The sequence below is a fragment of the Streptomyces sp. enrichment culture genome, from assembly GCF_964272895.1.
GTDB lineage: Bacteria > Actinomycetota > Actinomycetes > Streptomycetales > Streptomycetaceae > Streptomyces.
This window is the reverse complement of sequence record NZ_OZ186832.1, coordinates 6077161-6102535: the sequence shown is the minus strand read 5'-3', so window position 1 is coordinate 6102535 and position 25375 is coordinate 6077161. Positions and strand designations below refer to the sequence as shown.

The window sequence follows — 25375 nt, the reverse complement described above, 5'->3', positions numbered from 1 at the left end:
AATGTGGGGCAACCTTTCCGCCCCAAGGAGCCCCCTATGAAGAAAGCCCGAGCGGTTGCCGCCTGTCTCGCGGCGTCGCTGCTGGCCGCCGGATGCGGCAGCGGCCAGGCCGGGTCGGCCGGTGGTGACGCCTTCAGCTTCGCGATCAAGAGCGACCCCGGACTGCTCGATCCGGCTCTGGTGCAGAACACCACCACCTACACCGCGCTGTCGCTGGCCTACGACACCCTGGTGAACGTCGACCCCGACGGCCGTATCGTCTCGGGCCTGGCCGACAAGTGGGTGGTCAAGCCCTCCTCGGTCACCTTCACCCTGCGCCGGGGCGTCACCTGCGCGGACGGCAGCCCGGTCACCGCGAGCACCATCGCCGCCAACGTCGCCCACATCACCGATCCGGCGACGAAGTCACCGGCGTACGGCGTCGTGGTCCCCGAGGGCCTGACCGCGAAAGCCGACGACGCCGCGGGCACCGTGACCCTGTCGACGCCCGAGCCGTTCGCGTTCATCCTGGAGAGCACCCGCTACCTGTTCATGGTCTGCGGCGCCGGGCTGAAGGACCGCTCCCTGCTGGAGGACGGCACGTCCGGATCGGGCCCCTTCCAACTGACTTCGGCCGAGCCGAACCAGAGCTACACGTTCACCCGACGCAAGGACTACGCCTGGGGCCCCGGCGGGGCCACCGCATCCGACCAGGCCATGCCCGGTTCGGTCGTCCTGAAGGTCGTCGGCAGCGAAGCGACCGCGGCCAACCTGCTGCTCTCCCATCAGCTGAACGCCGCACAGTTCGCCGGCCCCGACCGCGCCCGGGTGACCAACGTCCCCGGTATCACCACCACGGTCCAGCCCAACGGCACGCAGGAGTTCTTCTTCCACCAGGGCCAGGGGCACCCCGGTCACGACCCGGCCGTACGCAAGGCCCTGCTCCAGGCGGTCGACCTGCGCGACCTCGGGCAGATCGCCACCGCCGGAACCGGACAGCGGCCCACTGGGCTGGTCATGCAGCCACGCCCCTGCCCCGGTGACACCGTCGCTGGTCACCTGCCCGCCTTCGACCCGCGCGCGGCCGAGTCGGCACTGGAAGCGGCCGGATGGCACCGCTCCGGCAACGGCGTCCGCCGCAAGGACGGCCGCAAGCTCACCATCCGGATGATCTACGGCACTTCCGCCGGGGAGACCATGGCCGCGGCGGCCGAATACCTGGCCGACGCCTGGAAGAAGGTCGGCGTGGACGTGCGGTTGCGCGCCCTGTCGGACGCCGCCTACGGCGAGGTCGAGGCGGTCACCCAGGACTGGGACGTGAACTGGGCGCCGCTCGGCGTCACTCTGCCCACCCAGCTGCTCGGTGCGCTGTCGGGTCCCTTCACCCCGGACGGCGGCAACTTCGCCCACCTCACCAACAAGCGGTACGAGGAGCTCACCGCCGCGGCGAGCAAGCTCCCGGGTGCCGAGGGCTGCGCCAAGTGGGCACGGTCGGAGAGCGCCCTGTTCGGCAGCGGCGATCTCGTCCCCGTCGTCGACAAGACCCTCACCACCGCCTCGTACAACGCCACCTTTCGCATCACGGCGGGGCTGTTCGACCCGACGTCGATCCGGATGACGGGAGCCGAGTCATGACCACCACCCTGAACGAACCCGCCACGCAGGCTTCCTCCCGGCCACGGCACACCCGGCGGCTGACCCCTCGCTTCTTCGCCCGGCATCTGCTGCGGCTGGTCGTCTCCCTCGCCGTCCTCGTCGTGGCGTCGTTCGCGATGATCCACCTCATTCCCGGCGACCCGCTGCGGCAGATGCTCGGCCCGACCGCTCCGAAGGAGCTGGTCGACGCCCGCCGAGCGGAGCTCGGTCTGGACGACTCGCTCCCGACCCAGTTCTGGCACTACGTCCAGGACATGTTCAGCGGCGATCTGGGGACGTCGTTCTTCTCCTCCCAGCCAGTGAGCGACATCATCGCCCAGGGCCTGCCGAACACCCTGGCGCTCGCGGTGCTCGCCACACTCGTCGCGCTGGCCATCGCGATCCCGCTGGGCATGTGGTCGGCGGTCCGCACCCACCAGGGGCGCCGCCGCAGGACCGAGACCACGTTCACCCTGCTCACCGGGGCGGCCATCGCCATCCCCGAGTACCTCTACGGTCTCGCGCTGCTCCTCGTGTTCGCGCTGGGCCTGGGCGTGTTCCCGCCGGCCGGTCTGACCGGCCCGGCCTCCTACGTCCTGCCCGTCACCGCCCTCTCGATCGCCCCCGCCGCGATGATCGCCCGGCTGGCACGGGTGGAGACCCTGCGCGAACTCGACACCGACTACATGCGCCTGGCCCACGCCAAGCGACTGCCCGCCCGGCGGCTGTACGCGGTGCATCTGCTGCCCAACACCCTCACCGCGACCCTGACCATGGGCGGGCTGCTGCTCGGCGGACTGATCACCGGCAGCGTGCTGGTGGAGAACGTCTTCGCCTGGCCCGGACTGGGACAGCGGACGGTCGAGGCCATCACGCAGAAGGACTATCCCGTCGCCCAGGCCATGATCCTCGTCTACGGCGCGCTCGTCCTCCTGGTCACCTTCCTCGTCGACGTCCTCCTCGGACTCCTCGACCCCAAGTCCTCCCTGTCCGCCCCGACCCGCCAGGAGGGCTGATGCGCCGCCTGCTGAGAAACCCCGCCGGCCTGCTCGGCGCCGTCCTGGTCGCCGTGATGATCCTGCTCGCGCTGATCGCCCCGCCGATCTGGGGCGACGCCGCCGCCCGCATCGACCCGCGGCAGATCAACCAGGGGGCATCCGGCGCACACCTGCTCGGCACGGACGCCCTCGGCCGCGACCTGCTCGCCCGCACCCTGGTCGCCACCCGGCTCACCCTGGGCCTGGCATTCCTCGCGACGCTGATCGGCACCGTGTGCGGAGTCCTGCTCGGCACCCTGCCCTCCCTGCTGCCGCGCAGAGCCGGACAGCTGGTCGTCGCCGCCGTCGACATCCTCGTCGCCTTCCCCGCCCTGCTGCTGGCGATGTTCACCGCCGTCGTCGCGGGACTCGGCGCGCAAGGTGCCGTCCTGGGCATCGGAGTGGCGCTCGCACCGACCTTCGCCCGCCTCACCCACACCCTGACCGCGTCCATCGCGGGCTCCGACTACATCGCGGCCGCCCGCATGCTGCAGGTCCCGCGTCACCGCATCCTCACCCGGCACCTGCTGCCCAACGTCGCCGAACCGCTCATCCTCAACACCGCGCAGTCCATGGGCGCGGCCCTGCTCGGCCTGTCGGCGATGTCCTTCCTCGGGATGGGCGTCCAGGCGCCGTCCTACGACTGGGGACGACTGCTCAACGAAGCCTTCGGGCACGTCTACGTCACCCCGTCCGTCGTCGTCGCGCCCGCCACCGCGGTCGCCCTCGCCGGGCTCGGGTTCATGCTGCTGGGCGACACCTTCGCCAAGGCCGCCGCGACCACCGGCGACCCGGTCGGGGAACCCGTCGACCCCGCGGTGCTCACGGCCCAGGGCGTCCCCGTGCGGGACGCGGTCCTCGAGGTCCGCGACCTGACCGTCTCCTTCCCCGGCGGCGTCACGCCCGTACGCCAGGTCTCGCTGACCGTGCACCCGGGCGAGATCGTCGGCCTGGTCGGCGAGTCGGGCAGCGGCAAGAGCATGACGGCCGCCGCCATCGGTCAGACAGTGCCCTACCCGGGCCTGGCCGGCAGCGCACGGACCCGACTGTGCGGGGTGGACCTGGACGGCTTGAGCGACACCGAGCGCCGCAAGCTGCTCGGCTCGTCGCTGGCTATGGTTTTCCAGGACCCCACCTCCTCCCTCAACCCCGCCCTCCGGGTGGGCGGCCAGCTCGCCGAGGTGGCCGTCCTGCACGACGGCGCCACCCGCACCGAGGCACGGGCCCGCGCGGTGGAGCGGCTGGGGCGGGTCCGGATCAAGGAGCCCGCTCAGGTCGTCCGCCAGTATCCGCACGAGCTGTCCGGCGGCATGCGCCAGCGTGCCGTCATCGCCATGGGACTCATGGGCACACCCCGTCTGATCATCGCCGATGAGCCGACCACCGCCCTGGACGTCACCGTCCAGCGCGAAGTGATCAAGGTGCTGCGCGAGGTCGTCGACGACACACGGGCCGGTGCCCTGTTCATCTCCCACGACATCGCCGTCGTCAGCGAACTGTGCGACCGGATCGCCGTGATGTACGCCGGACGCATCGTCGAGGAACTCGATGCCGACACCCTGCACACCGCCCGCCACCCCTACACCCGTGCCCTGATCGGCTCGCTGCCGGACATGGACACCGACCGCTCCAAACCGCTGACCACCATCCCCGGCCGCCAGCCCTCACCGGCGGACGTCGGCCCCGGCTGCGCGTTCGCCGACCGCTGCCCGCTGGCCACCGCCCGCTGCCGGACGAACCGCCCCGAACTCGCCACCACCGTCAACGGGCACGCGGTGGCGTGCTGGGAGGCATGATGAACATCGACGACCTCACCGTCCGCTTCGGCTCCTTCACTGCCGTGCACGGCGTCAGCCTCCAGGTGCCCCAAGGGTCGGTCTGCGGCCTCGTCGGAGAATCCGGCTCGGGCAAGTCCACCCTCGCCCGGGCCGTGGCCGGCCTGACGCCCTACCAGGGCACGGTCTCCGGCGTCGAACGCGGCCGCGTCCAGATGGTGTTCCAGGACCCGTACTCCTCGCTCAACCCGCGCATGAGCATCGGCGACGCCGTCGCCGAGGGCGCCCGCGTACCGCGCGCTCAGCGAGCGGCCGAGGTCGAGCGGCTCCTGGACATGGTCTCGCTGCCGGCCGCGTACGCGTCCAAGTACCCCCGCGAACTCTCCGGCGGCCAGCGGCAACGCGTCGCCATCGCCCGCGCATTGGCCGCCCGCCCGGAAGTGCTCATCGCCGACGAGATCACCTCCGCACTAGACGTCTCCGTGCAGGGCGCCGTGCTCAACCTCATCCGCGACCTGCGCACCGAGCTCGGCCTGACGATGCTGTTCATCTCCCACAACCTCGCCGTCGTGCGCTACGTCTGCGACACCGTCGCCGTCATGCGCCACGGACGGATGGTGGAGTTCGGCCCCGTCGAGTACGTGATCGCCACGCCCCGCCACGAGTACACCCGCGCACTGCTGGACGCGGTTCCGCGTCTGGCCCACGCCTGATCGCCTGCCCGCCCGGCCCGGCGGCCCGTCACGCGGACGGCCGCCGGGCCACACCTGCCCCCTCTCCATGCGAAAGGCCCCTGCCGTGTCCTTGGACCTGCATCGCCGTGCCGTCGTCGCCGACGCCCACAACGACCTCCTGATGGCCGTCGCCGCGCGCCCACCGCAGCGCTGGGGCGGATTCTTCCGGGAACGCTGGCTGCCCCAACTGCGCGAGGGCGGCATCGACATCCAGGTGCTGCCGGTCTTCATCGACGACCAGTACCGGCCCGAAGGGGCGCTACGGCAGACCCTCCGCATGATCGAATGCGCGCATGTGCTCGCCGAGGCCAACGCCGACCAGGTCGCCCTGTGCCTGGGCGGTGGCGACATCGACGCCGCACTCGCCGAGGGCAAGCTCGCCCTCGTGCTCGCGCTGGAGAGCGCGCCCGGCATCGACGCCTCCGTGGAACTGTTCTCCACCCTGTTCCGGCTCGGCGTGCGGATCGCGTCCATCGCCCACTGGGGCCGCACCCCGCTCGCCGACGGCAGCCGGGAGGACGCCACCGGCAGCCGGCTGACCGCGCCCGGTGTCGAGGCGCTGCGGGAGATGGAACGCCTGGGCATCCTCTTCGACATCTCCCATCTGGGAGCGAGCGGTGTCGCCCACGTCCTGGAGCTCGCCACCCGTCCGCTGATCGCCACCCACTCCTGCGCCCGCGCCCTGCGCGACCACCACCGCAACCTCACCGACGACCAGATCCGAGGGGTGGCCGACACCGGCGGCGTGGTCTGCGTGAACTTCGTGCCGGACTTCCTCACCGACGACCAGGCGAAAGTGAGCGTCGACCGGGTCGTCGACCACATCGAGCACATCGTCTCCGTGGCCGGGATCGACCATGTCGGCCTCGGGTCGGACTTCGTGCGCGAGGTCATGCACGACGTCACCCCGCCCTGCTGCGAGAACCTCGACGACGAGGACCCCCTGTTCGACTTCCCCGGCCTGGAGGGCCCGTCCGGCATGCCACTGGTCACCGACGCACTGGTCCGCCGGGGCCTACCGGAGGAGGACATCCTGAAGGTCCTCGGCGGGAACACGCGGCGCCTCATGAGCAAGCACATGGGCTGACGGCCCACCGGGCGAGACGGTGCCCGGTGGTTCGTACGACGCGCCGGGCACCGTCGTACTCCGTCGTTCGGTTCCCCGTACGAATCGGCCGCTGATCTTGTCACCGGGGTACCAACTCGCCCCCGGCCCGCGTGCCTAGCGTGGCCGTCATCCCACCCTGGAGGACACACTCGTGCCGCACGACCACGAACCCCTCTCCGCACCGGCGGACCAGGCGACCCTCGACGCCATGCTCGCAGACCTCGAAGAACTCGTGACCTGCGAGTCCTTCTCCGCCGACTACGCGGCCGTCGCCCGCAGCGCCCACGTGGTCGCCGCGCAGGGCAGCCGCCTGCTCGGTACCTCGCCCCGCATCCTGGACATCGAGGGCGTCACCCACATCCAATGGACCTTCGGCACCCCGCGCGTTCTGCTGCTGGGCCATCACGACACCGTCTGGCCGATCGGCTCCCTCACCACCCACCCCTGGTCGGTGGCGGACGGCGTCGCCCGAGGCCCAGGCGTCTTCGACATGAAGGCCGGACTGGTCCAGATGTTCCACGCCCTCGCCTCGCTGCCCTCCCTGGACGGCCTGTGCGTCCTCGTCACCGGGGACGAGGAGACCGGATCGGCCACGTCCCGCACGCTCATCGAGGACATCGCCCGCACGTGCTCGGCCACCTTCGTCCTGGAGCCGTCGGCTCCCGGCGGCGCGCTGAAGACCAGCCGCAAGGGCGTGTCCCTGTACGACATCACCGTCCACGGCCGCGCCGCCCACTCGGGGCTGGAACCGGAGAAGGGCGTCAATGCGGCCACCGAACTGGCCCACCAACTTCTGGCTCTGCAGGCCATCGCCGACACCGTCACCGCGTCCGCAGGCCCCGGGACGACCATCACGCCCACTCTGATGTCGGCCGGCACTGCGAGCAACACCGTCCCCGCACGCGCCGAGTTGAGCGTGGACGTCCGCGTGCCCAATGCCGCGGCGCAGGAAGCGGTCGACCAGCTCATCAGGGCCCTGCGGCCGCGAGTGCCCGGCGCCCGCCTGCAGATCGACGGCGGCCCCAACCGTCCGCCCCTGGACGCCTCCTCCTCCCGGAAGCTGTTCGCCCTGGCCGTCGAACAGGCCGAACGGCTCGGCCTCGGCCCGCAGCGGCAGGCGGCCGTCGGCGGTGCCTCCGACGGCAACTACACCGCCGGGGTCGGCTGCCCCACGCTCGACGGCCTGGGTGCGGTCGGCGACGGCGCGCACGCCGACCACGAACACGTCATCACCGCCGAAATGCCGGCCCGCGCCCAGCTCCTGGCCCACCTCGTCGGAGCACTGCGATGAACGCACCCGTAATCCGCGAACTGCACACCATGGAGGAATTCGACACCGTCAGCCTCCTCTTCGCCGACATCTGGGGTACCGAACCCGGCAACGGGCCCATCTCCGCCGAGATCATGCGGGCGCTCGCCCACGCCGGCAACTACGTCGCCGGAGCATACGAGGACGGCCGGCTGGTGGGGGCGTCCGTCGCCTTCTTCGGCGAGCCCATAGGCACCAGCCTTCACTCCCACATCACGGGCGCGGTCATGGGGCGCGGCGTGGGCCTCGCCCTCAAGCTGCACCAGCGGCAATGGGCGCTCGCCCGCGGGCTGAAGCGCATCACCTGGACCTACGACCCTCTCATCCGCCGCAACGCGTACTTCAATCTGGTGAAACTCGGCGCCCGGCCCGAGGAGTACCTGGTCTCCTTCTACGGCGCGATGGACGACGCCATCAACGGCGGCGACGACTCCGACCGCGTCCTGACCGCCTGGGACCTCACCGCGCCTGCGCCGCCCGAGCTGAAGGAGCTGCCGGCCGACGCCGCCGATGGCCTGCGCGACCACGAAGGCCGCCCGGTGATGGGGACGACCGACGCCGAGACCGTGCTCATCGACCTCCCCGACGACATCGAGGCCCTGCGCCGTACCGACCCCGGCGCCGCACGGGCCTGGCGGCTGGCCCTACGACAGACCCTGGGCGGCCTGCTCGCCGAAGGCGCCCGCGTCATCGGCCTCCACGATCGCCGCCGCTACGTCGTCCAGCGCGCCACATCCCTTTCCTGACACACTGCGAAGGAGCCCCCTCATGAAGACAAAGATCTCCGGCGTCGAGCTGCGCCGCATCGCGATGCCGCTCGTCGCCCCGTTCCGTACCTCCTTCGGCGTGGAGACCAGCCGCGACGTCCTGCTGGTTCGCGTCGTCACCGCCGACGGGGAGGGCTGGGCCGAGTGTGCGGCCATGTCCGAGCCACGCTACTGCTCCGAGTACGTCGACGGCGCCCAGGACGTGCTGCGCAAGTTCCTCATCCCCGCCCTGCCCAAGGACGGCGTGGACGCGAACACGGTGGGACGGCTCCTGGAACCCTTCACCGGCCACCACATGGCGAAGTCCGCGCTGGAGACGGCAGTGCTCGACGCCCAACTCCGCAGCGTCGGCGAGTCCTTCGGCTCGTACCTCGGTGCCGCCCGCGATCGGGTCCCCTGCGGCGTGTCCGTCGGCATCATGGACTCGATCCCCGAACTCCTCGACGCCGTGGAGGGCTACATCGCCGAGGGCTACGTCCGGATCAAGCTGAAGATCGAGCCCGGCTGGGACGTCGAGCCGGTACGCGCCGTACGCGAACGCTTCGGGGACGACCTGCTCCTCCAGGTCGACGCCAACGCCGCCTACACCCTGGTGGACGCCCAACAGCTCGCCAAGCTGGACGACTTCGGCCTCCTGCTGATCGAACAGCCCCTGGCCAACGACGACATGGTGCAGCACGCCCAGTTGGCCAAGCTGCTCCGCACTCCCCTCTGCCTGGACGAGTCCATCGAGTCCGCCGCCGACGCCGCGGCCGCCATCTCCCTCGGCGCCTGCTCCGTCATCAACATCAAGCCGGCCCGCGTCGGCGGCTACCTCGAAGCCCGCCGCATCCACGACCTCGCCCGCGCCCACGGCATCCCCGTCTGGTGCGGTGGCATGCTGGAGACCGGCATCGGCCGCGCCGCCAACGTCGCCCTCGCCGCGCTGCCCGGCTTCACCCTCCCCGGCGACACCTCCGGCTCCCACCGCTACTTCGCCACCGACATCACCGAGCCATTCGTCCTCACCGACGGCCACCTCGACGTCCCCACGGGCCCCGGCCTCGGCACCGAGCCACTGCCGGACGTACTGGAGGAGGTCACCACCTCCAGCGAGTGGATAGCGCTGTAAGAACACGACGGCCGGGACTGCGGCAGGCACAGTCGGCCCGGCCTCGCACTGCCTGCCCGCCCCAGCGGACCACCCACCGCAGCGGCGGGCAGGCGACCTCGCTGCCCTCCACGACTGCGGCTCCGCAGAAGGTTGCCGACGGCCCCTGCCCCTGGAGCACCGAGCAGGCGCGCATGCTGCTGGCCAGCCACCCGGAGAACGTCCGTTACACCCGCTGCTGGCTGCGTACGGTCATGGCGGGGTGGGCCGTGTCAGAGGACAGCGCGGAGTCGGCGGTCCTGCTGCTGAGCGAAGTGGTCAGCAATGCCGTTCTGCACGCCCGCAACACCTGCCGCGTCCTGGTCACCGTCCGGCTGCGGTGGGGCCGCTGGAGTGCGAGGTCGAAGACCAGGACGCGCCGGTTGGCCTCGGGGTCGAAGACCCCACCGGAACACTCCGGTAGGGCTTCGTCTCGTGGCTCCGGGCAGAGGCCCCCGCCAGCGTGCTCCGGCGCGGCCTCGCCCTATCACCGGCCTGCCACAGGCGGTGTCACACGTCTGTCACCAACTACGCCGACTCCCCGGACCGCGATGCCCTGACCTGCTCTTACGCCCCGACCCTGGACTGACGTGGACACTCATGGACGGCCGTTACGTCTCACGGACGCCGCTCTCACGCGGGGGTGAGGGAGGCCGGACCTACCGGGTCGAAGGCCGCGCGGGCCCCGTGTCGTCCGAGGCGCCGGAGACGCGGAACTCGAATTCGGGACGGTCCCAGGGCACGGCGGGCGGGTTCGCGAGGGCGGTCCCGGTCCGCACCGCACCTGCGCGGTGGTAGAAGTCCGCGGCGGGGAGATGCGACACGACCCTGACGCGGTCGAGCCCGGCGGCACGGGCCTCGGACTGCATGTGTGCGACGAGCTGACGTCCGATCCCCCGCCCTTGCGCTTCGTCGGCGACGAACAGCAGGTCGAGCTCCGGTGGCGCGAGGACGAGCGAGTAGAAGCCGAGGACCCGGCCCTCGGGGTCATCGGCGCCGACGGCCACAAAGGCACGGTGGGCCTCGATGTAATCGGGTCCGACCCGGTAGCCCGCGACTGCGGCCGCGTACTTGCCGGCGTAGGCGCCTGAACCACGCACGAGCCGCGTGAGCCGCTTGGCATCCCGCGCGACGGCCCTCCGTATCGTGATCGGCCGGCTCGTCGGAGAAGTGCGTGAACTCATCGGGAGAGTATTTCGCACAGGAGGCGTGCCGTCGCGCGGCGGGGCGGCTGCGGGGGCAGGCGGGCGGGTCCGGTTCACGGGCGTTCCCTGGGTCCCGCGGTGGTCAGGCCGGTCAGAGGTCGGCCTGGGTGCCGAGGCCGGTGAGGGCGCCGACCGGGTCGGGGTCGGGGGTGCCGCGCGGCCACCAGTCGTCGGCGCCGGGCTCCGACTCGTAGGCGTACCAGAGGCCGTCGCGGCCCAGGCGGAGCTGGAGGTGGCCGCGGGGGTGGGTGAGGCGGTTGCGGGAGGGGCGGAAGGCGGGCAGGTCGGCGGCGAGCAGCAGCGGGCGCGCGCGGTCGAAGCGGCCGGCCGGCGGGTCCCAGGGCTCCTCCAGGGCGGCGAGCCCGTCGAGGCCGCCCTGCCGCCACGCGGCGACCGCGCGCGCGAGGTCCGCCGGGGTGCGGCCGGCCACGGCGGCGAGCGAGGCGTACAGCGCGCGGCTGCCGGCGGTCAGTCCCGAGCCGGGCCGGGCGGCGGCGATCCGTACCGCGTCCTGCCACAGCGTCAACTCGGCGATCGGGTCGTGCCCGGTGGTGAGCAGGGCGTGGGCGCGCGCGGCGGCGTCGGTGGCCAACTGGTCCAGGGCGAGCGGGTCGGGGCCGCCCGGTGCGGCCGGGTAGGCGGGCGGCTGCTCGGGATGGGCGGGGGCGGGCGGCGGCGCGGGCAGCGGCGGGCGTTCACGCCGGGCCAGCGCCTCGCTCGCGCGGACGCCGGGCAGCGGTGCGGGGTGCCGCTCCTGTGCGGCACGGGCCGCCCGCGCGGCGTTACGGCGGGACAGGGCGTCCAGCAACGCGCGTTCGCCCCTGCCGCGCAGCAGGAGCAGCACGAACGGGTCGGCGTCCAGCAGGCGTGCGGTCTGGTAGCAGAGGGCCGCGGCGTGCTTGCAGGGGTGACCGCGGTCCGGGCAGGTGCAGTGCGGCTCCAGGTCCCCCGGACCGGGCAGCAGCGGTACGTCGCCCTCGGCCAGGGACGGGGGCAGTTCCTTGTCGAGCAGCGCGGCGATGTGCGCGGGGCGCTCCGCCGCGGCGTCCAGGAACCGCTCCCAGTCGGCGTCGTCCAGTGTCCGCAGCCGCACCTGCACGCGGTACGGGCGCAAACGGCTGCCCTGTACGTAGGCCAGCACCAGGCCGGGGGTGACGGTGATGGCGTCCACGTGGCCCTGTTCGGCGTATCCGCGCCCGCGCGCCAGCCGCTTCACGTCCAGGGCGCCTTCTTCCAGGGCGGAGACCCAGGCGTTGCCCCACCAGGTCTCGGCGAAGGTGGGGGGTTCGGTGGTGGAGGTGGAGGGCTCGGTGGTGGAGGCGGGGGGTTCTGTGGTGGTGGTTCGGGGGCGGAGGGGGGCGAACGCGGGGAAGGTGCGGCGCAGGTCGGTGTCGCGGTGGGGGGCGGCCATGGACGTGGGGGTGGTGGGGGTGCCGGCCGCGGTGGTCCGGGGTGTGGGGGGAGAGGGCTGGGTGCCGGTCCCGGTGGTGGGGTTCCGGGGCTTGGCCGGGCGCGTCGCCGTCACGGGGTTCTTCGAGGTGGGTGCGGCGAAGGCTCCGGCGGAGAGCAGGCGGCCGACCGGCGACGGGCCTCGGCCGGGCTCGGCTTCCGGTGCGGTGGGGCGACGGGTCCGCTCGGGCCGGGTGGTCTCGCGCCGGTCCCGTCGCGGGGCCGCCGGGCCGTCCGTGAGCCGCTCCTCGGCGGACCGCGCCTCGTCACGTGCGGCTCGGGCCGCGCGCAGTGCCGCGCGGGCGGCGTCGCCGGGGCGTGCGCCGGGACGCGCGGGGTGCTCCTCGGGGCGGTTCTGCCGGTCCGGGCCGAGCGCCTGGGTGGGGGCGGGAGTGTCGGCGGCCTCGGTCGCCGGTACGGCCTCGGTTGCTGGTACGGACTCGGTCGCCGGTACGGCCTCGGTCGTCGGTACGGCCTCGGTCGTCGGTACGGCCTCGGTCGTCGGTACGGGCTCGGTCTGCGCTACGGGCTCGGCCTCCGGTACCGGCTCCGCCTGCGCTACGGAGAGTGCCCCGCGCCTGAGCGCAGCGCGGGCGGCGTCGCCGGGGCGCGGGCCGCTGTCCTTGGGGCGCGGTCGGCTCGTCGAGCCCCGTCGTGCCCGCCGGCCGGCCTCCGGTTGGGCCTCCCCTCGCTCCAGCGCGGCCCGCAGCGCACGGCGGGCCTCGTCGGCGGGGCGGGGCCGCGAGGCGACCGGGTCGGTCGCCCGGCCCTCGCCCTGCTCCGCGCTCGCGGCCAGGTCGTCTCCCCGGTCCGCCGGCTGCTCCGCCGGCTCACGCTGCACCGCCGGATCACGCTCCTCCACTGCGCCGCCCTCCTCCGAACGGCCCTCCAGACGGCCCTCCGCCGTTTCCTTCTCCCCCGTCATGACGTCCTCCGCAGGCGGACGAGGTCGGACAGCTCGCGGTCGGAGAGTTCGGTGAGGGCGGATTCGCCGGAGCCGAGGATGGCGTCGGCGAGGGCCCGCTTCGCGGCGAGCATCTCGGCGATGCGGTCCTCGACGGTGCCCTCGGTGATGAGGCGGTGGACCTGGACGGGCTGGGTCTGGCCGATGCGGTACGCGCGGTCGGTGGCCTGTTCCTCGACGGCCGGGTTCCACCAGCGGTCGAAGTGGACGACGTGCCCCGCGCGGGTGAGGTTGAGGCCGGTGCCGGCGGCCTTCAGGGAGAGGACGAGGACGGGGGTCGCGCCGCTCTGGAAGCGGTCCACCATCCGCTCCCGCTCCGGGACCGGTGTGCCGCCGTGCAGCAGGTCGACGGGGATCGCGCGGCCCTGGAGGTGCGAGGTGATCAGACGGGCCATGCCGACGTACTGGGTGAAGACCAGCGCCGAGCCGTCCTCGGACAGCAGCGTGTCCAACAGCTCGTCCAGCAGGGCGAGTTTGCCGGAGCGGGCGGCCAGGCGGTCCGTGCCGGCGTGGCCCGGCTCCTCCTTGAGGTAGAGCGCGGGGTGGTCGCAGATCTGCTTCAGCGCGCCGAGGAGCTTGAGGACCAGCCCGCGCCGCGCGATGCCCTGCGCGGTCTCGATGGCCAGCATGGACTCGCGGACCACGGCCTCGTACAGCGCGGCCTGTTCGCGGGTGAGCGGGACCGGGTGATCCGTCTCCGTCTTGGGGGGCAGTTCGGGGACGATACCGGGGTCGGACTTCTTGCGGCGCAGCAGGAAGGGCCGTACCAGGCGGGCCAGTCGCTCCACGGCCTCCTCGTCCTCGCCCGTCTCCACCGCGCGCGCGTGCCGGGCGCGGAAGGACTTCAGGGGGCCCAGCAGTCCGGGGGTGGTCCAGTCGAGCAGGGCCCACAGTTCGGAGAGGTTGTTCTCCACCGGAGTGCCCGTGAGGGCCACGCGCGCGGGCGTCGGGATCGTGCGCAGTGCCTTGGCGGTGGCCGAGAAGGGGTTCTTCACGTGCTGGGCCTCGTCGGCGACGACCATGCCCCAGCGCTGTTCGGCCAGGGAGGGCGCGGCCGAGCGCATGGTGCCGTAGGTGGTGAGGACGAAGCCGCCGTCGAGGCCCTGGAGGCTGCGCTCGGTGCCGTGGAAGCGGCGGACCGGGACGCCGGGGGCGAAGCGGGTGATCTCCCGCTGCCAGTTGCCGAGCAGCGAGGCCGGGCAGACCACCAGGGTCGGTTCGGTGCGGGCGCGCTTGAGGTGCAGGGCGATGACGGTGACGGTCTTGCCGAGGCCCATGTCGTCGGCGAGGCAGCCGCCGAGTCCGAGGGAGGTCATGAGGTCCAGCCAGGCAAGGCCGCGGAGTTGGTAGTCGCGCAGGGTGGCGTGCAGGCCGGCGGGCGGTTGTGCGGGGCGTACGCCGGCCGTCAGGCGGTCGCGCAGCGTGGCGAGCGCCCCGGTCGGCACCGCCTCGACCGTCTCGCCGTCGACCTCGGCGCTGCCGGTGAGCGCGACGGACAGCGCGTCCACCGGGTCGAGCAGGCCCAGTTCCCGCTTGCGGGCCTTGCGGACGAGCGCGGGGTCGACGAGCACCCACTGGTCGCGCAGCCGCACGACCGGGCGGTGGGCCTCGGCGAGCGCGTCCATCTCGGCCTCGCTGAGGGGGTCGCCGCCGAGGGCGAGCTGCCAGCGGAACTGGAGGAGTTCCTCGCTCTCGAAGAAGCCGGTGCCGTCGGTCGCCGAGCCGGGCGCGGGGCGCACCACGGCGGCCGCGGTGAGGTCGCGGGCCAGGTCCCGGGGCCAGTGGACGGCGACGCCGGCCGCCGCGAGCCGGGCGGCGGCCACCCCGAGCAGATCGGCCACCTCCTCCTCGGACAGGGCGAGGACGTCCGGTACGTCCTGCTCGGCGAGCCGGTCCAGCGGCGGCCAGACGCGGGCCGCGCGGCGGACGGCGAGGGCGGCGTCCACGCGCGCGCGGGGCCCGAACGCCTCGTCGGCCTCCCCCGCCCACAGGGCGGCCGCGTCGGTGACGAGGGTGGGGTCGGCGAGGCTGTGCACCTGGACGATCGCGGCTCCCGCGCGCCGGCTGCGCTCGCCCTCCCCGTCGCCTTCCGCGTCGAAGACGTCGTACGCCGACAGGTCCAGGCGCAGCGAGATTCGTACGCCCGCGTCCATGCCGGCGGCGACCTCGGCGGCCCACTCGTGGGCGTCGGGCAGGTGCTGCGGGCGGTGGTCGGCGAAGGGCCGGCCGACGGCGTGCGGGGCGGCCGGGGTGCGGGGCAGGGTGTCCGCGACCGCGTCGAGGAAGGATCGCATCAGCGCTTCCGGCTCGGGCAGCCGGACGGGTCCTGGTCCGGGCAGCGGGACGGCGTGGCCCTCGTAGGGCAGGGCGGCGGCGACCGCGCGCAGGTGGGCGATGTCGTCGGGTTCGAGGGGGCCGGCCCGCCAGGCGTCGTGTCCGGAAGGGGTGAGGCCGGGCAGCAGGCGGCCGCGGGCGGCGAGCCGCAGCGCGTGCAGGGCGGCGGCGCCCCAGCAGGCGGTGGCGGGGTGGGCGGCGGGGTCGCGGCGGGCTCGCACCAGCAGGGGGAGGGCCCGGTCCAGCGGCAGGGTGAGCGCCGGGGTCCGTCCGCGGCGGACGCCCTTGCCGTGCGGCCGGACCACCGTCAGTTCGGTGAGGTCGCCGGCGACCTCGGTCGCCGCACCGCCGTCACCACCGGACGGGGAGCGCTCCTCCGGGTCCCAGAAGGCGACGCGGCCCTCGCGCGGCAGCGGCGCGGGCAGGAAGACCGCGGCGAGGCGTGCGGGGACGGACGGCCGGGCGCCCGCGGCGGTGCCCGCCGCCGTCTGCGTCACCGTGTCGCTCATACGTCCTGTCACCTCCCGCCCGTCCTGCCGGATCACCTGTCTCCGACTCTACGGGCGGGGTCTGACAATCGGCCCCGGAGACCGCCGGGGCCGCTCGGTCAGGGCGTGGTGCGCGAGACGACGTACACGAACGGGTTGTTCGGCTCCGACATGTTCACCACCACGTCCTGGGTGGGTGCGGGCTTCTTCTGCTCGTGGACGAGGCCGTACCAGGGGCCGGGGCCGTTGAAGTCCCAGCCGGTGATCTTCCGGTCGCGGGCGCTGATGGTGATGTGGTCGCGCTTGAGCGCGGCCGTGCTGGTGCCCATGTCGCGCAGGAACTCGTCCAGGTTGGCGTTGGGGGCCTGGAACTGGACGTAGAGACGGCTGGTCTTCCAGTTGTTCGTCTCGTAGTAGGCGACCTTGCCGGACGGGTGCGGGATGGGCACCTGGTAGAGGCGGAGCTGGACCTTCGACGGCCACTCCTCGGTGAGGCCGCGCGCCGAGTAGCGCTCCTCCTTGTCCTTGCCGCTGGCTCGGCTCTGGGCGGCGGAGATCACCAGGTAGCCGGCCGGGATGCCGATGAGCAGCACGATGATGAGCAGGGTGAGTGCGCGGCGACGGCGCATGTGGCGGCGGTCCTCGGTGTGGGGGGAGAGATCGTCGGTCGGGCCGGGCTGGTGCGGCAGGGCTCCTGTCACAGCGAGTCCTCCGTGCGACGGGTGGCCGCGAACCGCTCGTAGCGCTCGTAGCGCTCCACCCGGCGGCGCTTGGCGCGCCGGAAGCGGCGGGCGACCAGGCGGGCGAGGTCGGCGGCGCCGACCATGCCGGCCTCCGGGCCGAGCTGGGCGCGGACGATCCGGGCCTCGGGGCGGTAGCCGCGGCCGGTCAGGTGCCGCTTGAACGCGTCCCGCGCGGGGCCGATCAGCAGGTCGTCGGCGGCCGAGACGCCGCCGCCGATGACGAAGCAGGAGGGGTCGAGGGCGGCGGCGAGGTTGGCGATGCCGACGCCGAGCCACTGGCCGATGTCCTGGAGCAGCTCGATGCACATGGCGTCGCCCTCGCGGGCCAGCTCGGTGATCATCGGGCCGGTGATGTCGCCGACCTGCCCCTTGACGTGCTCGATGATCCCGTACGCCACCGGGGAATCGGCGGCGGCCAGCTCCCTGGCCTCGCGCACGAGCGCGTTGCCGGAGCTGTACTGCTCCCAGCAGCCGCGGTTGCCGCAGGGGCAGCGGTGTCCGCCGGGCACGACCTGCATATGGCCGAACTCTCCGGCGACGCCGTACTTGCCGCGCTTGACCTGGCCGTCCTCCAGGATCGCGCCGCCGATGCCGGTGCCGAGGGTGATCATGACGAGGTGGTCCTCGCCGCGGCCGGCGCCGAAGCGCCACTCGGCCCAGGCGGCGGTGTTGGCGTCGTTGTCGACCAGAACGGGGACCGCGAGGCGCCCGGCGATGCGATCGCGCAGCGGTTCGTTGCGCCAGGACAGGTGGGGGGCGAACAGGACGCGGTTGCGGTCGGCGTCGACCCAGCCCGCGGCGCCGATGCCGACGGCGTGCACGTCGTGCCGGTCGGACAGGTCCAGGACCAGTTCGACGATGGTGTCCTCGACGACCTTGGGGCTCTTGGACTTGTCCGGGGTCTCGGTGCGGACCTTCTCCAGGATGTTGCCGTCGGCGTCGACCACGCCCGCCATCACCTTGGTGCCGCCGATGTCGATGCCGACCGTCGGCACACGGGGGGCCGTCAGGTGTGAGCGGCGTTCCCTGGTGCCGACCGTGCGCAGGACGGGCGCGCGGCGGGAGCCGATGGGGGCGGTGAGGTCGCGGTAGGTGCTCATCAGAGCCGATTCTGCCGTACGGGCCCACTGCCCGGCGTACGCAACAGCAACGGGGTGGCTCGTCTCATACGGCGGCTGCGGGCGGTCTGTGGTGGATCATGCAGTTCCCCACGCCCCTATCCACGCTGGAGTTCGTGGCGCAGAGCGTCCAGGTCGGAGCCGCCTGCCATCTGCTGCGTCAGCTCGTCCAGGGTGATCCGGTCGCGGGTGTGGTTGCCGACCATGGCGCCTCGCTTCAGGAGGACGAAGCGGTCGCCCACCAGGTAAGCGTGGTGGGGGTTATGGGTGATCAAGACAACACCCAGGCCCTCGTCGCGTGCTGCGGCCACATACTTCAGGACCACTCCGGACTGCTTCACGCCGAGGGCCGCCGTGGGCTCGTCCAGGATCAGGACCTTCGCTCCGAAGTGGACGGCTCGGGCGATGGCGACGCACTGGCGTTCGCCGCCGGAGAGGGTGCCGATGGGCTGGTCGACGTCGCGGAGGTCGATGCCCATGCGAAGGAGCTCGGCATGGGTGGTGCGGCGCATGTACTCGACGTCCATGCGCTTGAAGGGGCCGACGCCCTTGCGCGGCTCCGAGCCGAGGAAGAAGTTGCGCCAGACCGGCATCAGGGGGACGACGGCCAGGTCCTGGTAGACCGTGGCGATGCCGCGGTCCAGGGCGTCGCGGGGCGAGGAGAGGGTGGTCTCCTCACCCTCGATGCGCAGGACTCCGCCGTGATGCCGGTGCAGACCCGCAATGATCTTGATCAAGGTTGATTTGCCCGCGCCGTTGTCGCCCAGGACGCAGGTGATCTCCCCCGCGTTCACCTCCAGGGAGACGCCCTCCAGGGCGCGGATGTTGCCGTAGTGCTTGCTGACGTCGGTCAGCTCGACGAGCGTCACTTGGTGGCCTCCGCGCGCTTGCGGACCCAGGCGTTGAGCAGGGTCGCGAGGAGCAGCATCGCTCCGAGGAAGAACTTGAACCAGTCGGGGTTCCACTCGGCGAAGACGATGCCCTTGCTGGTCATGCCGAAGATGAACGCGCCGACCGCCGAGCCGACGGCGCTGCCGTAGCCGCCGGTGATCAGGCAGCCGCCGATGACGGCGGCGATGATGTAGATCAGCTCGTTGCCGACGCCCTCGCCGGACTGGACGACGTCGTAGGAGAAGAGCAGGTGCTGGCCGGCGATCCAGGCGCCGAAGGCCACGCCCATGTAGAGGCCGATCTTGGTCCTGGCCACCGGGACGCCGACCGCGCGGGCCGCGTCCTGGTTGCCGCCGACCGCGAAGATCCAGTTGCCCGCGCGGGTGCGCAGCAGGATCCAGGAGGCGAGCGCGACCAGGGCGAACCACCACAGGATGGTGATCTTGAAGTCGACGTCCCCGATCGTCAACGTTGACGCGAAGACGTCTTGAGCCGTCGGGAATCCCTCCATGTCGGCGATCGTCTTCGTCGAGACTGTGCCGTCGATCAACTTGGTGAACCCGAGATTCAACCCGGTCAACATCAGGAAGGTGCCGAGCGTGATGATGAAGCTGGGCAACTTGGTCCTGGTGAGCATCCACCCGTTGAACGCGCCGATGGCGAGCGTCGCCAGGAGCGAGACGCCGACGCCGACCCAGACGTTCGCGGTCATCTGGTAGCTGAACATCGACGAGATCAGCGCCGACGACGTGACGAGGACGCCCGCGGACAGGTCGAACTCGCCGCCGATCATCAGCAGCGCCACCGGCACCGCCATGATCCCGATCGTCGAGGACGCGTAGAGGACGGTGCTGAGGCTGGAGGCCCGCAGGAAGCTGTCGGCGACGATCGCGAAGAAGACGAAGACGGCGATCGCGCCGACCACCGAGCCCAGCTCGGGGCGGCTCAGCAGCTTCCGCAGCGGCGAGGTGCGCACAAGCCGCTCATCGGCCCTGCCGTCGGCGGTCGTGCTCATCGGGTGCCCCGCTTCGTGTACTCCTCCAGCTCGGCGGCCTGCTCCTTGGTGATGATCTGCGGGCCGGTCAGCACCGGCTTGCCGCCGCCGAGGACGTCGGCGTTGTAGCGGTAGAGCCACAGCAGGTCGACGGCCTGGTAGCCCTGGAGGTAGGGCTGCTGGTCGACGGCGAAGCCGAGGGTGCCGTCCTTGAGGCCGGCCGCGACCTTGGCGTTGAGGTCGAAGGTGTCGATCTCGGCGTCGCTGCCGGCGCTCTGCTTGGCCTTCACGGCGGTGTCGGCGAAGGGGGCGCCGAGGGTGACGACGGCGTCGACGGAGGTGTCGGCCTGGAGCTTGGCCTCGATCGCGGACTGCACGTCGGGCATGTTGGTGCCGGTGACGTAGAGGTTCTGCACCTCGCCGTCGAAGGTCTCCTTCACCCCGGCGCAGCGCTGCTCATGGCCGACGTTGCCCTGCTCGTGCAGGATGCAGAGCGCCTTCTTCCGTCCCCGCGCGTTCAGCTCCTCGCCGACGGCCTGGCCGGCGATCGTCTCGTCCTGGCCGATGTGGGTGAGGGCGCCGAACGCCTTGGACTCGGCGGAGCCCGAGTTGACCGTGATCACCGGGATCCCGGCCTTCACGGCGCGGGCGACGGCGGCCTTCATCGCGTCGGGCTTGGCGAGGGTGACGATGATGCCGTCGACCTTCTTGTCGACGGCCGCGTCGACCAGCTGGGCCTGCTGCTGGGCCTCGTCGTCGTGCGAGTAGAGGAAGTTGATGTTGTCCTTGGCGGCTGCCTCCTTGGCGCCGCTCTGGACGATGTCCCAGAACGTGTCGCCATCGCCCGAGTGGGTGATCATCGCGAAGGTCCAGCGCGGGGTGCTCACCGCTGCCCTGCCCCGTTCGGCCGCGGCCTTGCGGGCGTCCTCGGCGCGCTTGCCGCCGGTGCTGCTGCACGCCGCGAGGGACACACTGAGCGCCCCTGCCAACGCGATCCCTGCCCAGGTCCGAAACCGTGCCACGAGGCCGTGCCCTTCTTGCCGTGTTCTGTCGTGCGCGGGGCCGGTCGTCTCACCGGCCCCAAACGCCCCAGTATCGAACACAGGGATCGTGCCCCTCGTGACCGGGGACCGCGAGTCGGTCGCATTGTCCGGACATTGCGACGAACGCGGACGGACGGAACGGGGTCGCCGCGCCACCCGGCGGCGCACGCCCGGCCGCCCGGCGGCGCACCTCACCGCCCTGCGGACGCAGACCTCACGGCCGTACCAGGAGCTGGAACTCGAAGGAGTAGCGGCTCGCGCGATACATGTGGCTGCCGTGCTCGACCGCGCGGCCGGTGTCGTCGAAGGTGGTGCGCTGCATGGTGAGCAGCGGGGCGCCCTCGTCCTCGGCGAGCCGGTCGGCCTCGGGGGCGGTGGCGGCGCGGGCGCCGATGGACTGGCGGGCGCTGTGCAGGGTGATGCCGGCGGCGCGCATCAGCCGGTACAGACCGGTCGCCTCCAGCTGGTCCGTGTCCAGGTCGAGCAGTCCGGTCGGCAGATGGTTGGTCAGGTACGCCATCGGCTCGCCGTGCGCCAGCCGCAGCCGCTCGACCTGGTGGACGTCGCTGCCTTCGGCGACCCCGAGGGCGGCCGCGACCTCGGCGGAGGCGGGGACGACCGTGTTGACCAGGACCTTGGTGGCGGGGCGCTGTCCGGCCGCCTCCAGGTCGTCGTAGAGGCTGCTGAGCTCCAGCGGGCGCTTGACCTGGCTGTGCACGACCTGGGTGCCGACCCCGCGGCGGCGCACCAGCAATCCCTTGTCGACCAGGGACTGGATGGCCTGGCGGACCGTGGGGCGGGACAGCCCGAGCCGGGCCGCGAGGTCGATCTCGTTGCCCAGGAGGCTGCCCGGCGTGAGCGCCCCTCGCTCGATCGCGGCCTCCAGCTGCTGGGAGAGCTGGAAGTACAGCGGAACGGGCGAGCTGCGGTCCACACTGAGGTCGAGTCGCACGGTCGGGTCAACATCTGGTTTCGGCACGGCCCGAGCGTAGCCCTGTGAATGGTTGACGGGAAGTTGTGTAGTCCGATTGTCCGGACATACGGATTGACAGATGGGCGGTCCGCCCTCACCTTGATTCCATGCGCATCGGGGTCATCGGTACGGGCCGCATCGGCACCTTCCATGCCAACACGCTGAGCCGGCACCGTGACGTCGGCTCCCTGATCCTGACGGACGTGGACCCCGCGCGGGCGCAGGAGCTGGCGCTCCGGCTGGGCGAGACGGCGGCGCCGGGCGTGGACGAGATCTTCAAGTGGGGCGTGGACGCCGTGGTGATCACGGCGGCGACCTCGGCGCACGCCGAACTGATCGGCCGGGCCGCGCGCTCGGGGCTCCCGGTGTTCTGCGAGAAGCCCATCGCGCTCGACCTGCCGGGCACGCTGCTCGCGATCACGGAGGTGGAGACGGCGGGGACGGTGCTGCAGATGGGGTTCCAGCGCCGCTTCGACACCGGCTACACCGGCGCGCGGGAGGCCGTCCGCTCGGGGCGTCTCGGGCGGCTGCACACCGTGCGGGCCATCACCTCCGACCCGGCGCCGCCGCCGGCCGGCTATCTGCCGCTGTCGGGCGGCCTGTACCGGGACACCCTGATCCACGACTTCGACGCGCTGCGCTGGGTGACCGGCCGCGAGGTGGTCGACGTGTACGCGGCCGGCTCCGACGCCGGGCCCGGCATGTTCCGGGAGGCCGGGGACATCGACACGGGCGCGGTGGTGCTGACCCTCGACGACGGCACCCTCGCCACCGCGACCGCGACCCGGCTGAACGGCGCCGGGTACGACGTGCGCATGGAGCTCGCCGGTGAGCTCGACCAGATCACCGTCGGCCTCGACGACCGTACGCCCATCGCCTCCACCGAGCCGACCGGGCCGCCGGCCGCCTCCAAGCCGTGGACGGGCTTCCTGGAGCGCTTCGGGCCGGCCTACGAGGCCGAACTCGCCGCGTTCATCGAGGTAGTGCGCGGTGAGCGGGCCAATCCGTGCGACGGCCGTGAGGCGTTGCAGGCCCTGCGGATCGCCGAGGCATGCGATCTGTCGCGGCGCGAGCGCAGACCGGTCCGGCTGCTGGAGATCCCGGGCGGGCGGGACGTGGGGGCCTGAGCACGTCGCCTCCGCGCGACCTTTCACGCCTCCTCTGCCGGACCTTTCCGACCTCCTCTGCGCGACCCTTTCCCCCCCGCGCGCCTCAACGGCCGTCAGGGCGTCGCGGTCGACAGCACCGTGCCCTGCGCCACCGCGCACAGCGTCTCGGTACCGTCCTCCGCCGTGGTCAGCAGGTCGCAGCGGACCACGGCCTGACGGCGCCCGGAGTGCACCACCTGCGCGCTCGCCCTGAGGGTGCGTCCGACCGCGGGGCGGACGTACTGGATGGAGAAGCCCGAGGTCAGCACGGCCGCGCCGAGGGCGGTGCCGGCGGCGAAGGTGATGGCGTTGTCGGCCGCGTAGGACAGGACACCGCCGTGCACAAAGCCGTTCTGCTGATGGAGCTCCGGGCGGATGTCCAGCTCCAGGACCGCCTCGCCGCCGCCGAAGGCGCTGATGCGGGTGCCGAGGAGTCTGCTGAACGGCTGGGCGGCCAGGGCCTGCTGAGCTGCCGTCAGATCGAGCTGGGGGGACGGGACGGAGGGTGCGGTCATCGCTGTCGGACTCCAGGGACTCGTACGGACGGTTCTCGGGCGCTCACCAGCGCACCGGCAGACTGCGCATGCCGCGCACCAGCATGCCCGGCAGCCACTCGCCGCAGGGGCCGTCCAGGGCGAGGCCGGGGGCGCGCTCCAGCAGGGACCGTATGGCCGTGCGGGCCTCCAGGCGGGCCAGCGGGGCGCCCAGGCAGAAGTGGATGCCGTGGCCGAAGGCGACATGGCCGCGCGGGTCGCGGCGGATGTCGAAGCGGTCGGGGTCCGGATAGCGCGTGGGGTCGCGGTCGGCGGCGGTGAGGCCGACCAGCACCGTCTCGCCCCGGGCGATCGGCACTCCGGCGATCTCCAGGGGCTCGGCGGCGAAGCGGAACGTGGCGTTCTCGACCGGGCCCTCCCAGCGCAGCATCTCCTCCACGGCGCCGTCGAGCAGGCTCATGTCGGCGCGCAGGGCGGCCAGTTGGTCGGGGTGGGTGAGCAGCGCGTACACGCCGTTGCCGATGAGACCGACCGTGGTCTCGTGACCGGCGATGAGCAGCAGGTAGGCCATGCCGCGCAGTTCGCCGACGGAGAGGCGGTCGCCGTCCTCGGCGGTGGTGCGGATCAGGTCGCTGAGCAGATCGTCGCTCGGGCCGCCCCGGCGCTTGTCCTCGATCAGCTCGGTGAGGTACTCGGCGAGGCGCTCCACGGCGTGCTGCTCGGTGCCCGACGTGCTGGGCGCGACGACCTCGGTGGAGATCTTGCGGAAGGCGGAGCGGTCCATCTCGGGGATGCCGAGCAGCTCGCAGATGACGGTGATGGGCAGCGGGAAGGCCAAGGACTCGACGAGGTCGGCGCGGCCGTGCGGCAGCATCGCGTCGAGCAGTTCGTCGGTGATCTGCTGGACACGCGGGCGCAGTTGCTCCACGCGCCGCATGGTGAAGGCGCGGGAGACCAGGGAACGCAGCCGGGTGTGGTCGGGCGGGTCGACGCTCAGCAGATACTTGCCGATCAGCTCCTCGTCCAGGAACGTCATGCCGAGCTTCGCGGGGTCCTTGGCCAGGCGCGGGTCGGCGAGCGCGGCGCGCGCCTCCTCGTGGCCCACGACCAGCCAGGTCTCGTGCTCCGGACCCGTGCCCGGCGGGCGGACCCGGTGCACCGGACCGCGGGCGCGCAGTGCGGCGTACACCGGGTGCGGGTCGGTGCGGAACGCGTCGCCGTACCGCCCGAGGTCGATCACCTCCGGGCGGGACCCGTCGCGGTACTGTCCCAGGTCGGTCACCTCGGCCATGGCTCCCCCCTCACGGTCCTGTCCTCACTGCGCACAACGCGCGGCGCCGCGCGCTAGTGCCCGTCCCGCGGATCTTCTTCGAGCAGTCCGGCGTCGTGGGCGAGGAGGGCGATCTGGACGCGGTTGTTGAGGCCGAGCTTGGCCAGGATGCGGGAGACGTGCGTCTTGACGGTGGGGACGCTCATGAACAGGCTCGCGGCGATCTCGGCGTTGGCCAGGCCCCGGCCGACCGCGACGGCGACCTCGCGTTCCCGGTCGTTGAGGAGGGCGACGCGTTCACGCGCGCGCGTGCGGCGGGTGCCGGCGGCGGTGCCGGCCGCGTGGGCCATCAACTGCCGGGTGACGGCGGGTGACAGGACGGGGTCGCCGGCCGCGACCTTGCGGACCGCGTCGACGATCTCGGCGGGCGGGGTGTCCTTGAGCACGAATCCGGCGGCGCCCGCGCGCAGGGCGCGCAGCACCTGCTCGTCGGCGTGGAACGTGGTCAGCACCACCACCTGCGGGGCGTCCTCGCGGCGCCGCAGCCGTTCGGTGGCGGTCAGGCCGTCCACGGCGGGCATCCGGATGTCCATCAGGACGACGTCCGGGCGGGTGCGGGCCACGAGCGCCTCCACCTCGGCGCCGTCGGCGGCCTCGCCCACGATCGCGATGTCCGGCGAGCCGCCCAGCATGAAGGACAGCCCGGCGCGCACCAGGGGGTCGTCGTCGACGAGGAGCACCTTGATAGCGGTCATGGAGGTCACGTAATCACGGTCGGGGCGGGGTGC

The 25375-nt window shown here is 72.4% G+C and carries 21 protein-coding genes; 9 read left to right on the top strand and 12 right to left on the bottom strand.

Annotation, left to right across the window (positions count from 1 at the left end; all coding sequences use genetic code 11):
* Positions 1–36: 36 nt before the first annotated feature.
* The 8 genes from ACSU6M_RS27370 (at position 37) to menC (ending at position 9455) form a co-directional block, all read left to right on the top strand.
* Positions 37–1614, top strand: coding sequence for an ABC transporter substrate-binding protein (locus tag ACSU6M_RS27370; RefSeq protein ID WP_437073124.1), 1578 nt, complete (start codon positions 37–39; stop codon positions 1612–1614).
* Complete coding sequence (locus ACSU6M_RS27365; protein WP_437073122.1) at positions 1611–2630, top strand: ABC transporter permease; 1020 nt, start codon at positions 1611–1613, stop codon at positions 2628–2630. Before ACSU6M_RS27370 ends, ACSU6M_RS27365 begins: the two co-directional genes overlap by 4 nt.
* Positions 2630–4447, top strand: coding sequence for a dipeptide/oligopeptide/nickel ABC transporter permease/ATP-binding protein (locus tag ACSU6M_RS27360; RefSeq protein WP_437073121.1), 1818 nt, complete (start codon positions 2630–2632; stop codon positions 4445–4447). Before ACSU6M_RS27365 ends, ACSU6M_RS27360 begins: the two co-directional genes overlap by 1 nt.
* Positions 4444–5139 (top strand): ABC transporter ATP-binding protein, encoded by a 696-nt coding sequence (locus ACSU6M_RS27355; protein WP_437073120.1) that lies wholly within the window; start codon positions 4444–4446, stop codon positions 5137–5139. Before ACSU6M_RS27360 ends, ACSU6M_RS27355 begins: the two co-directional genes overlap by 4 nt.
* An 85-nt stretch (positions 5140–5224) precedes the next feature.
* The gene (locus tag ACSU6M_RS27350) at positions 5225–6247 is read left to right on the top strand and encodes a dipeptidase (RefSeq protein ID WP_437073118.1); all 1023 of its coding nucleotides are present in this window, start codon (positions 5225–5227) and stop codon (positions 6245–6247) included.
* A 229-nt stretch (positions 6248–6476) separates the two neighbouring features.
* Complete coding sequence (locus ACSU6M_RS27345; RefSeq protein WP_437075373.1) at positions 6477–7559, top strand: M20 family metallopeptidase; 1083 nt, start codon at positions 6477–6479, stop codon at positions 7557–7559.
* The gene (locus ACSU6M_RS27340) at positions 7556–8323 is read left to right on the top strand and encodes a GNAT family N-acetyltransferase (protein ID WP_437073116.1); all 768 of its coding nucleotides are present in this window, start codon (positions 7556–7558) and stop codon (positions 8321–8323) included. The genes ACSU6M_RS27345 and ACSU6M_RS27340 overlap by 4 nt, the downstream gene beginning before the upstream one ends.
* 22 nt (positions 8324–8345) lie before the next feature.
* Positions 8346–9455: an o-succinylbenzoate synthase gene (menC, locus tag ACSU6M_RS27335; protein ID WP_437073115.1), complete on the top strand. Its 1110-nt coding sequence runs from the start codon at positions 8346–8348 to the stop codon at positions 9453–9455.
* Between the two features lie 677 nt (positions 9456–10132).
* Here the strand turns inward: menC and ACSU6M_RS27330 are convergent.
* The 9 genes from ACSU6M_RS27330 to ACSU6M_RS27290 form a co-directional block, all read right to left on the bottom strand.
* Positions 10133–10657, bottom strand: a complete 525-nt coding sequence (locus ACSU6M_RS27330; RefSeq protein WP_437073113.1) for a GNAT family N-acetyltransferase — start codon at positions 10655–10657, stop codon at positions 10133–10135.
* Positions 10658–10769: 112 nt separating this feature from the next.
* Entirely contained in the window at positions 10770–13052 is a 2283-nt protein-coding gene (locus tag ACSU6M_RS27325) for an SWIM zinc finger family protein (RefSeq protein WP_437073111.1), read from the bottom strand.
* Positions 13049–15934, bottom strand: coding sequence for a DEAD/DEAH box helicase (locus tag ACSU6M_RS27320; RefSeq protein ID WP_437073109.1), 2886 nt, complete (start codon positions 15932–15934; stop codon positions 13049–13051). Before ACSU6M_RS27320 ends, ACSU6M_RS27325 begins: the two co-directional genes overlap by 4 nt.
* Positions 15935–16032: 98 nt before the next feature.
* Entirely contained in the window at positions 16033–16614 is a 582-nt protein-coding gene (locus ACSU6M_RS27315; protein ID WP_437073108.1) for a sugar kinase, read from the bottom strand.
* The gene (locus tag ACSU6M_RS27310) at positions 16611–17756 is read right to left on the bottom strand and encodes an ROK family glucokinase (RefSeq protein WP_437073107.1); all 1146 of its coding nucleotides are present in this window, start codon (positions 17754–17756) and stop codon (positions 16611–16613) included. The genes ACSU6M_RS27315 and ACSU6M_RS27310 overlap by 4 nt, the downstream gene beginning before the upstream one ends.
* A gap of 116 nt (positions 17757–17872) precedes the next feature.
* A complete protein-coding gene (locus ACSU6M_RS27305; protein WP_437073106.1) occupies positions 17873–18643 on the bottom strand; it encodes an ATP-binding cassette domain-containing protein in 771 nt (256 codons plus the stop codon).
* Positions 18640–19680, bottom strand: a complete 1041-nt coding sequence (locus ACSU6M_RS27300; protein WP_437073104.1) for an ABC transporter permease — start codon at positions 19678–19680, stop codon at positions 18640–18642. The genes ACSU6M_RS27305 and ACSU6M_RS27300 overlap by 4 nt, the downstream gene beginning before the upstream one ends.
* Positions 19677–20681, bottom strand: a complete 1005-nt coding sequence (locus ACSU6M_RS27295) for a sugar ABC transporter substrate-binding protein (RefSeq protein ID WP_437073102.1) — start codon at positions 20679–20681, stop codon at positions 19677–19679. The genes ACSU6M_RS27300 and ACSU6M_RS27295 overlap by 4 nt, the downstream gene beginning before the upstream one ends.
* 235 nt (positions 20682–20916) lie before the next feature.
* Positions 20917–21654: a GntR family transcriptional regulator gene (locus ACSU6M_RS27290; RefSeq protein ID WP_437073100.1), complete on the bottom strand. Its 738-nt coding sequence runs from the start codon at positions 21652–21654 to the stop codon at positions 20917–20919.
* 128 nt (positions 21655–21782) lie between these two features.
* Between ACSU6M_RS27290 and ACSU6M_RS27285 the strand changes: the two genes are divergently transcribed.
* A complete protein-coding gene (locus ACSU6M_RS27285) occupies positions 21783–22802 on the top strand; it encodes a Gfo/Idh/MocA family protein (RefSeq protein WP_437073099.1) in 1020 nt (339 codons plus the stop codon).
* A 95-nt stretch (positions 22803–22897) separates the two neighbouring features.
* Here the strand turns inward: ACSU6M_RS27285 and ACSU6M_RS27280 are convergent, their stop codons facing one another.
* The 3 genes from ACSU6M_RS27280 to ACSU6M_RS27270 are packed head-to-tail and all read right to left on the bottom strand — an operon-like array spanning position 22898 to position 25342.
* The gene (locus ACSU6M_RS27280) at positions 22898–23338 is read right to left on the bottom strand and encodes a PaaI family thioesterase (RefSeq protein ID WP_437073098.1); all 441 of its coding nucleotides are present in this window, start codon (positions 23336–23338) and stop codon (positions 22898–22900) included.
* Positions 23339–23381: 43 nt separating this feature from the next.
* Positions 23382–24608 (bottom strand): cytochrome P450 family protein, encoded by a 1227-nt coding sequence (locus tag ACSU6M_RS27275; RefSeq protein ID WP_437073097.1) that lies wholly within the window; start codon positions 24606–24608, stop codon positions 23382–23384.
* Between the two features lie 53 nt (positions 24609–24661).
* Positions 24662–25342, bottom strand: a complete 681-nt coding sequence (locus ACSU6M_RS27270) for a response regulator (protein WP_437073095.1) — start codon at positions 25340–25342, stop codon at positions 24662–24664.
* Between the last annotated feature and the right edge of the window lie 33 nt (positions 25343–25375).

Bases quoted from the DNA above. Each gene is read 5' to 3' on its own strand.
- ACSU6M_RS27370 (WP_437073124.1), top strand. From the start codon at position 37: ATGAAGAAAGCCCGAGCGGTTGCCGCCTGTCTCGCGGCGTCGCTGCTG.
- ACSU6M_RS27365 (WP_437073122.1), top strand. From the start codon at position 1,611: ATGACCACCACCCTGAACGAACCCGCCACGCAGGCTTCCTCCCGGCCA.
- ACSU6M_RS27360 (WP_437073121.1), top strand. From the start codon at position 2,630: ATGCGCCGCCTGCTGAGAAACCCCGCCGGCCTGCTCGGCGCCGTCCTG.
- ACSU6M_RS27355 (WP_437073120.1), top strand. From the start codon at position 4,444: ATGATGAACATCGACGACCTCACCGTCCGCTTCGGCTCCTTCACTGCC.
- ACSU6M_RS27345 (WP_437075373.1), top strand. From the start codon at position 6,477: ATGCTCGCAGACCTCGAAGAACTCGTGACCTGCGAGTCCTTCTCCGCC.
- ACSU6M_RS27340 (WP_437073116.1), top strand. From the start codon at position 7,556: ATGAACGCACCCGTAATCCGCGAACTGCACACCATGGAGGAATTCGAC.
- menC (WP_437073115.1), top strand. From the start codon at position 8,346: ATGAAGACAAAGATCTCCGGCGTCGAGCTGCGCCGCATCGCGATGCCG.
- ACSU6M_RS27330 (WP_437073113.1), bottom strand. From the start codon at position 10,657: ATGAGTTCACGCACTTCTCCGACGAGCCGGCCGATCACGATACGGAGG.
- ACSU6M_RS27325 (WP_437073111.1), bottom strand. From the start codon at position 13,052: ATGACGGGGGAGAAGGAAACGGCGGAGGGCCGTCTGGAGGGCCGTTCG.
- ACSU6M_RS27320 (WP_437073109.1), bottom strand. From the start codon at position 15,934: ATGAGCGACACGGTGACGCAGACGGCGGCGGGCACCGCCGCGGGCGCC.
- ACSU6M_RS27310 (WP_437073107.1), bottom strand. From the start codon at position 17,756: ATGAGCACCTACCGCGACCTCACCGCCCCCATCGGCTCCCGCCGCGCG.
- ACSU6M_RS27300 (WP_437073104.1), bottom strand. From the start codon at position 19,680: ATGAGCACGACCGCCGACGGCAGGGCCGATGAGCGGCTTGTGCGCACC.
- ACSU6M_RS27285 (WP_437073099.1), top strand. From the start codon at position 21,783: ATGCGCATCGGGGTCATCGGTACGGGCCGCATCGGCACCTTCCATGCC.
- ACSU6M_RS27280 (WP_437073098.1), bottom strand. From the start codon at position 23,338: ATGACCGCACCCTCCGTCCCGTCCCCCCAGCTCGATCTGACGGCAGCT.
- ACSU6M_RS27275 (WP_437073097.1), bottom strand. From the start codon at position 24,608: ATGGCCGAGGTGACCGACCTGGGACAGTACCGCGACGGGTCCCGCCCG.
- ACSU6M_RS27270 (WP_437073095.1), bottom strand. From the start codon at position 25,342: ATGACCGCTATCAAGGTGCTCCTCGTCGACGACGACCCCCTGGTGCGC.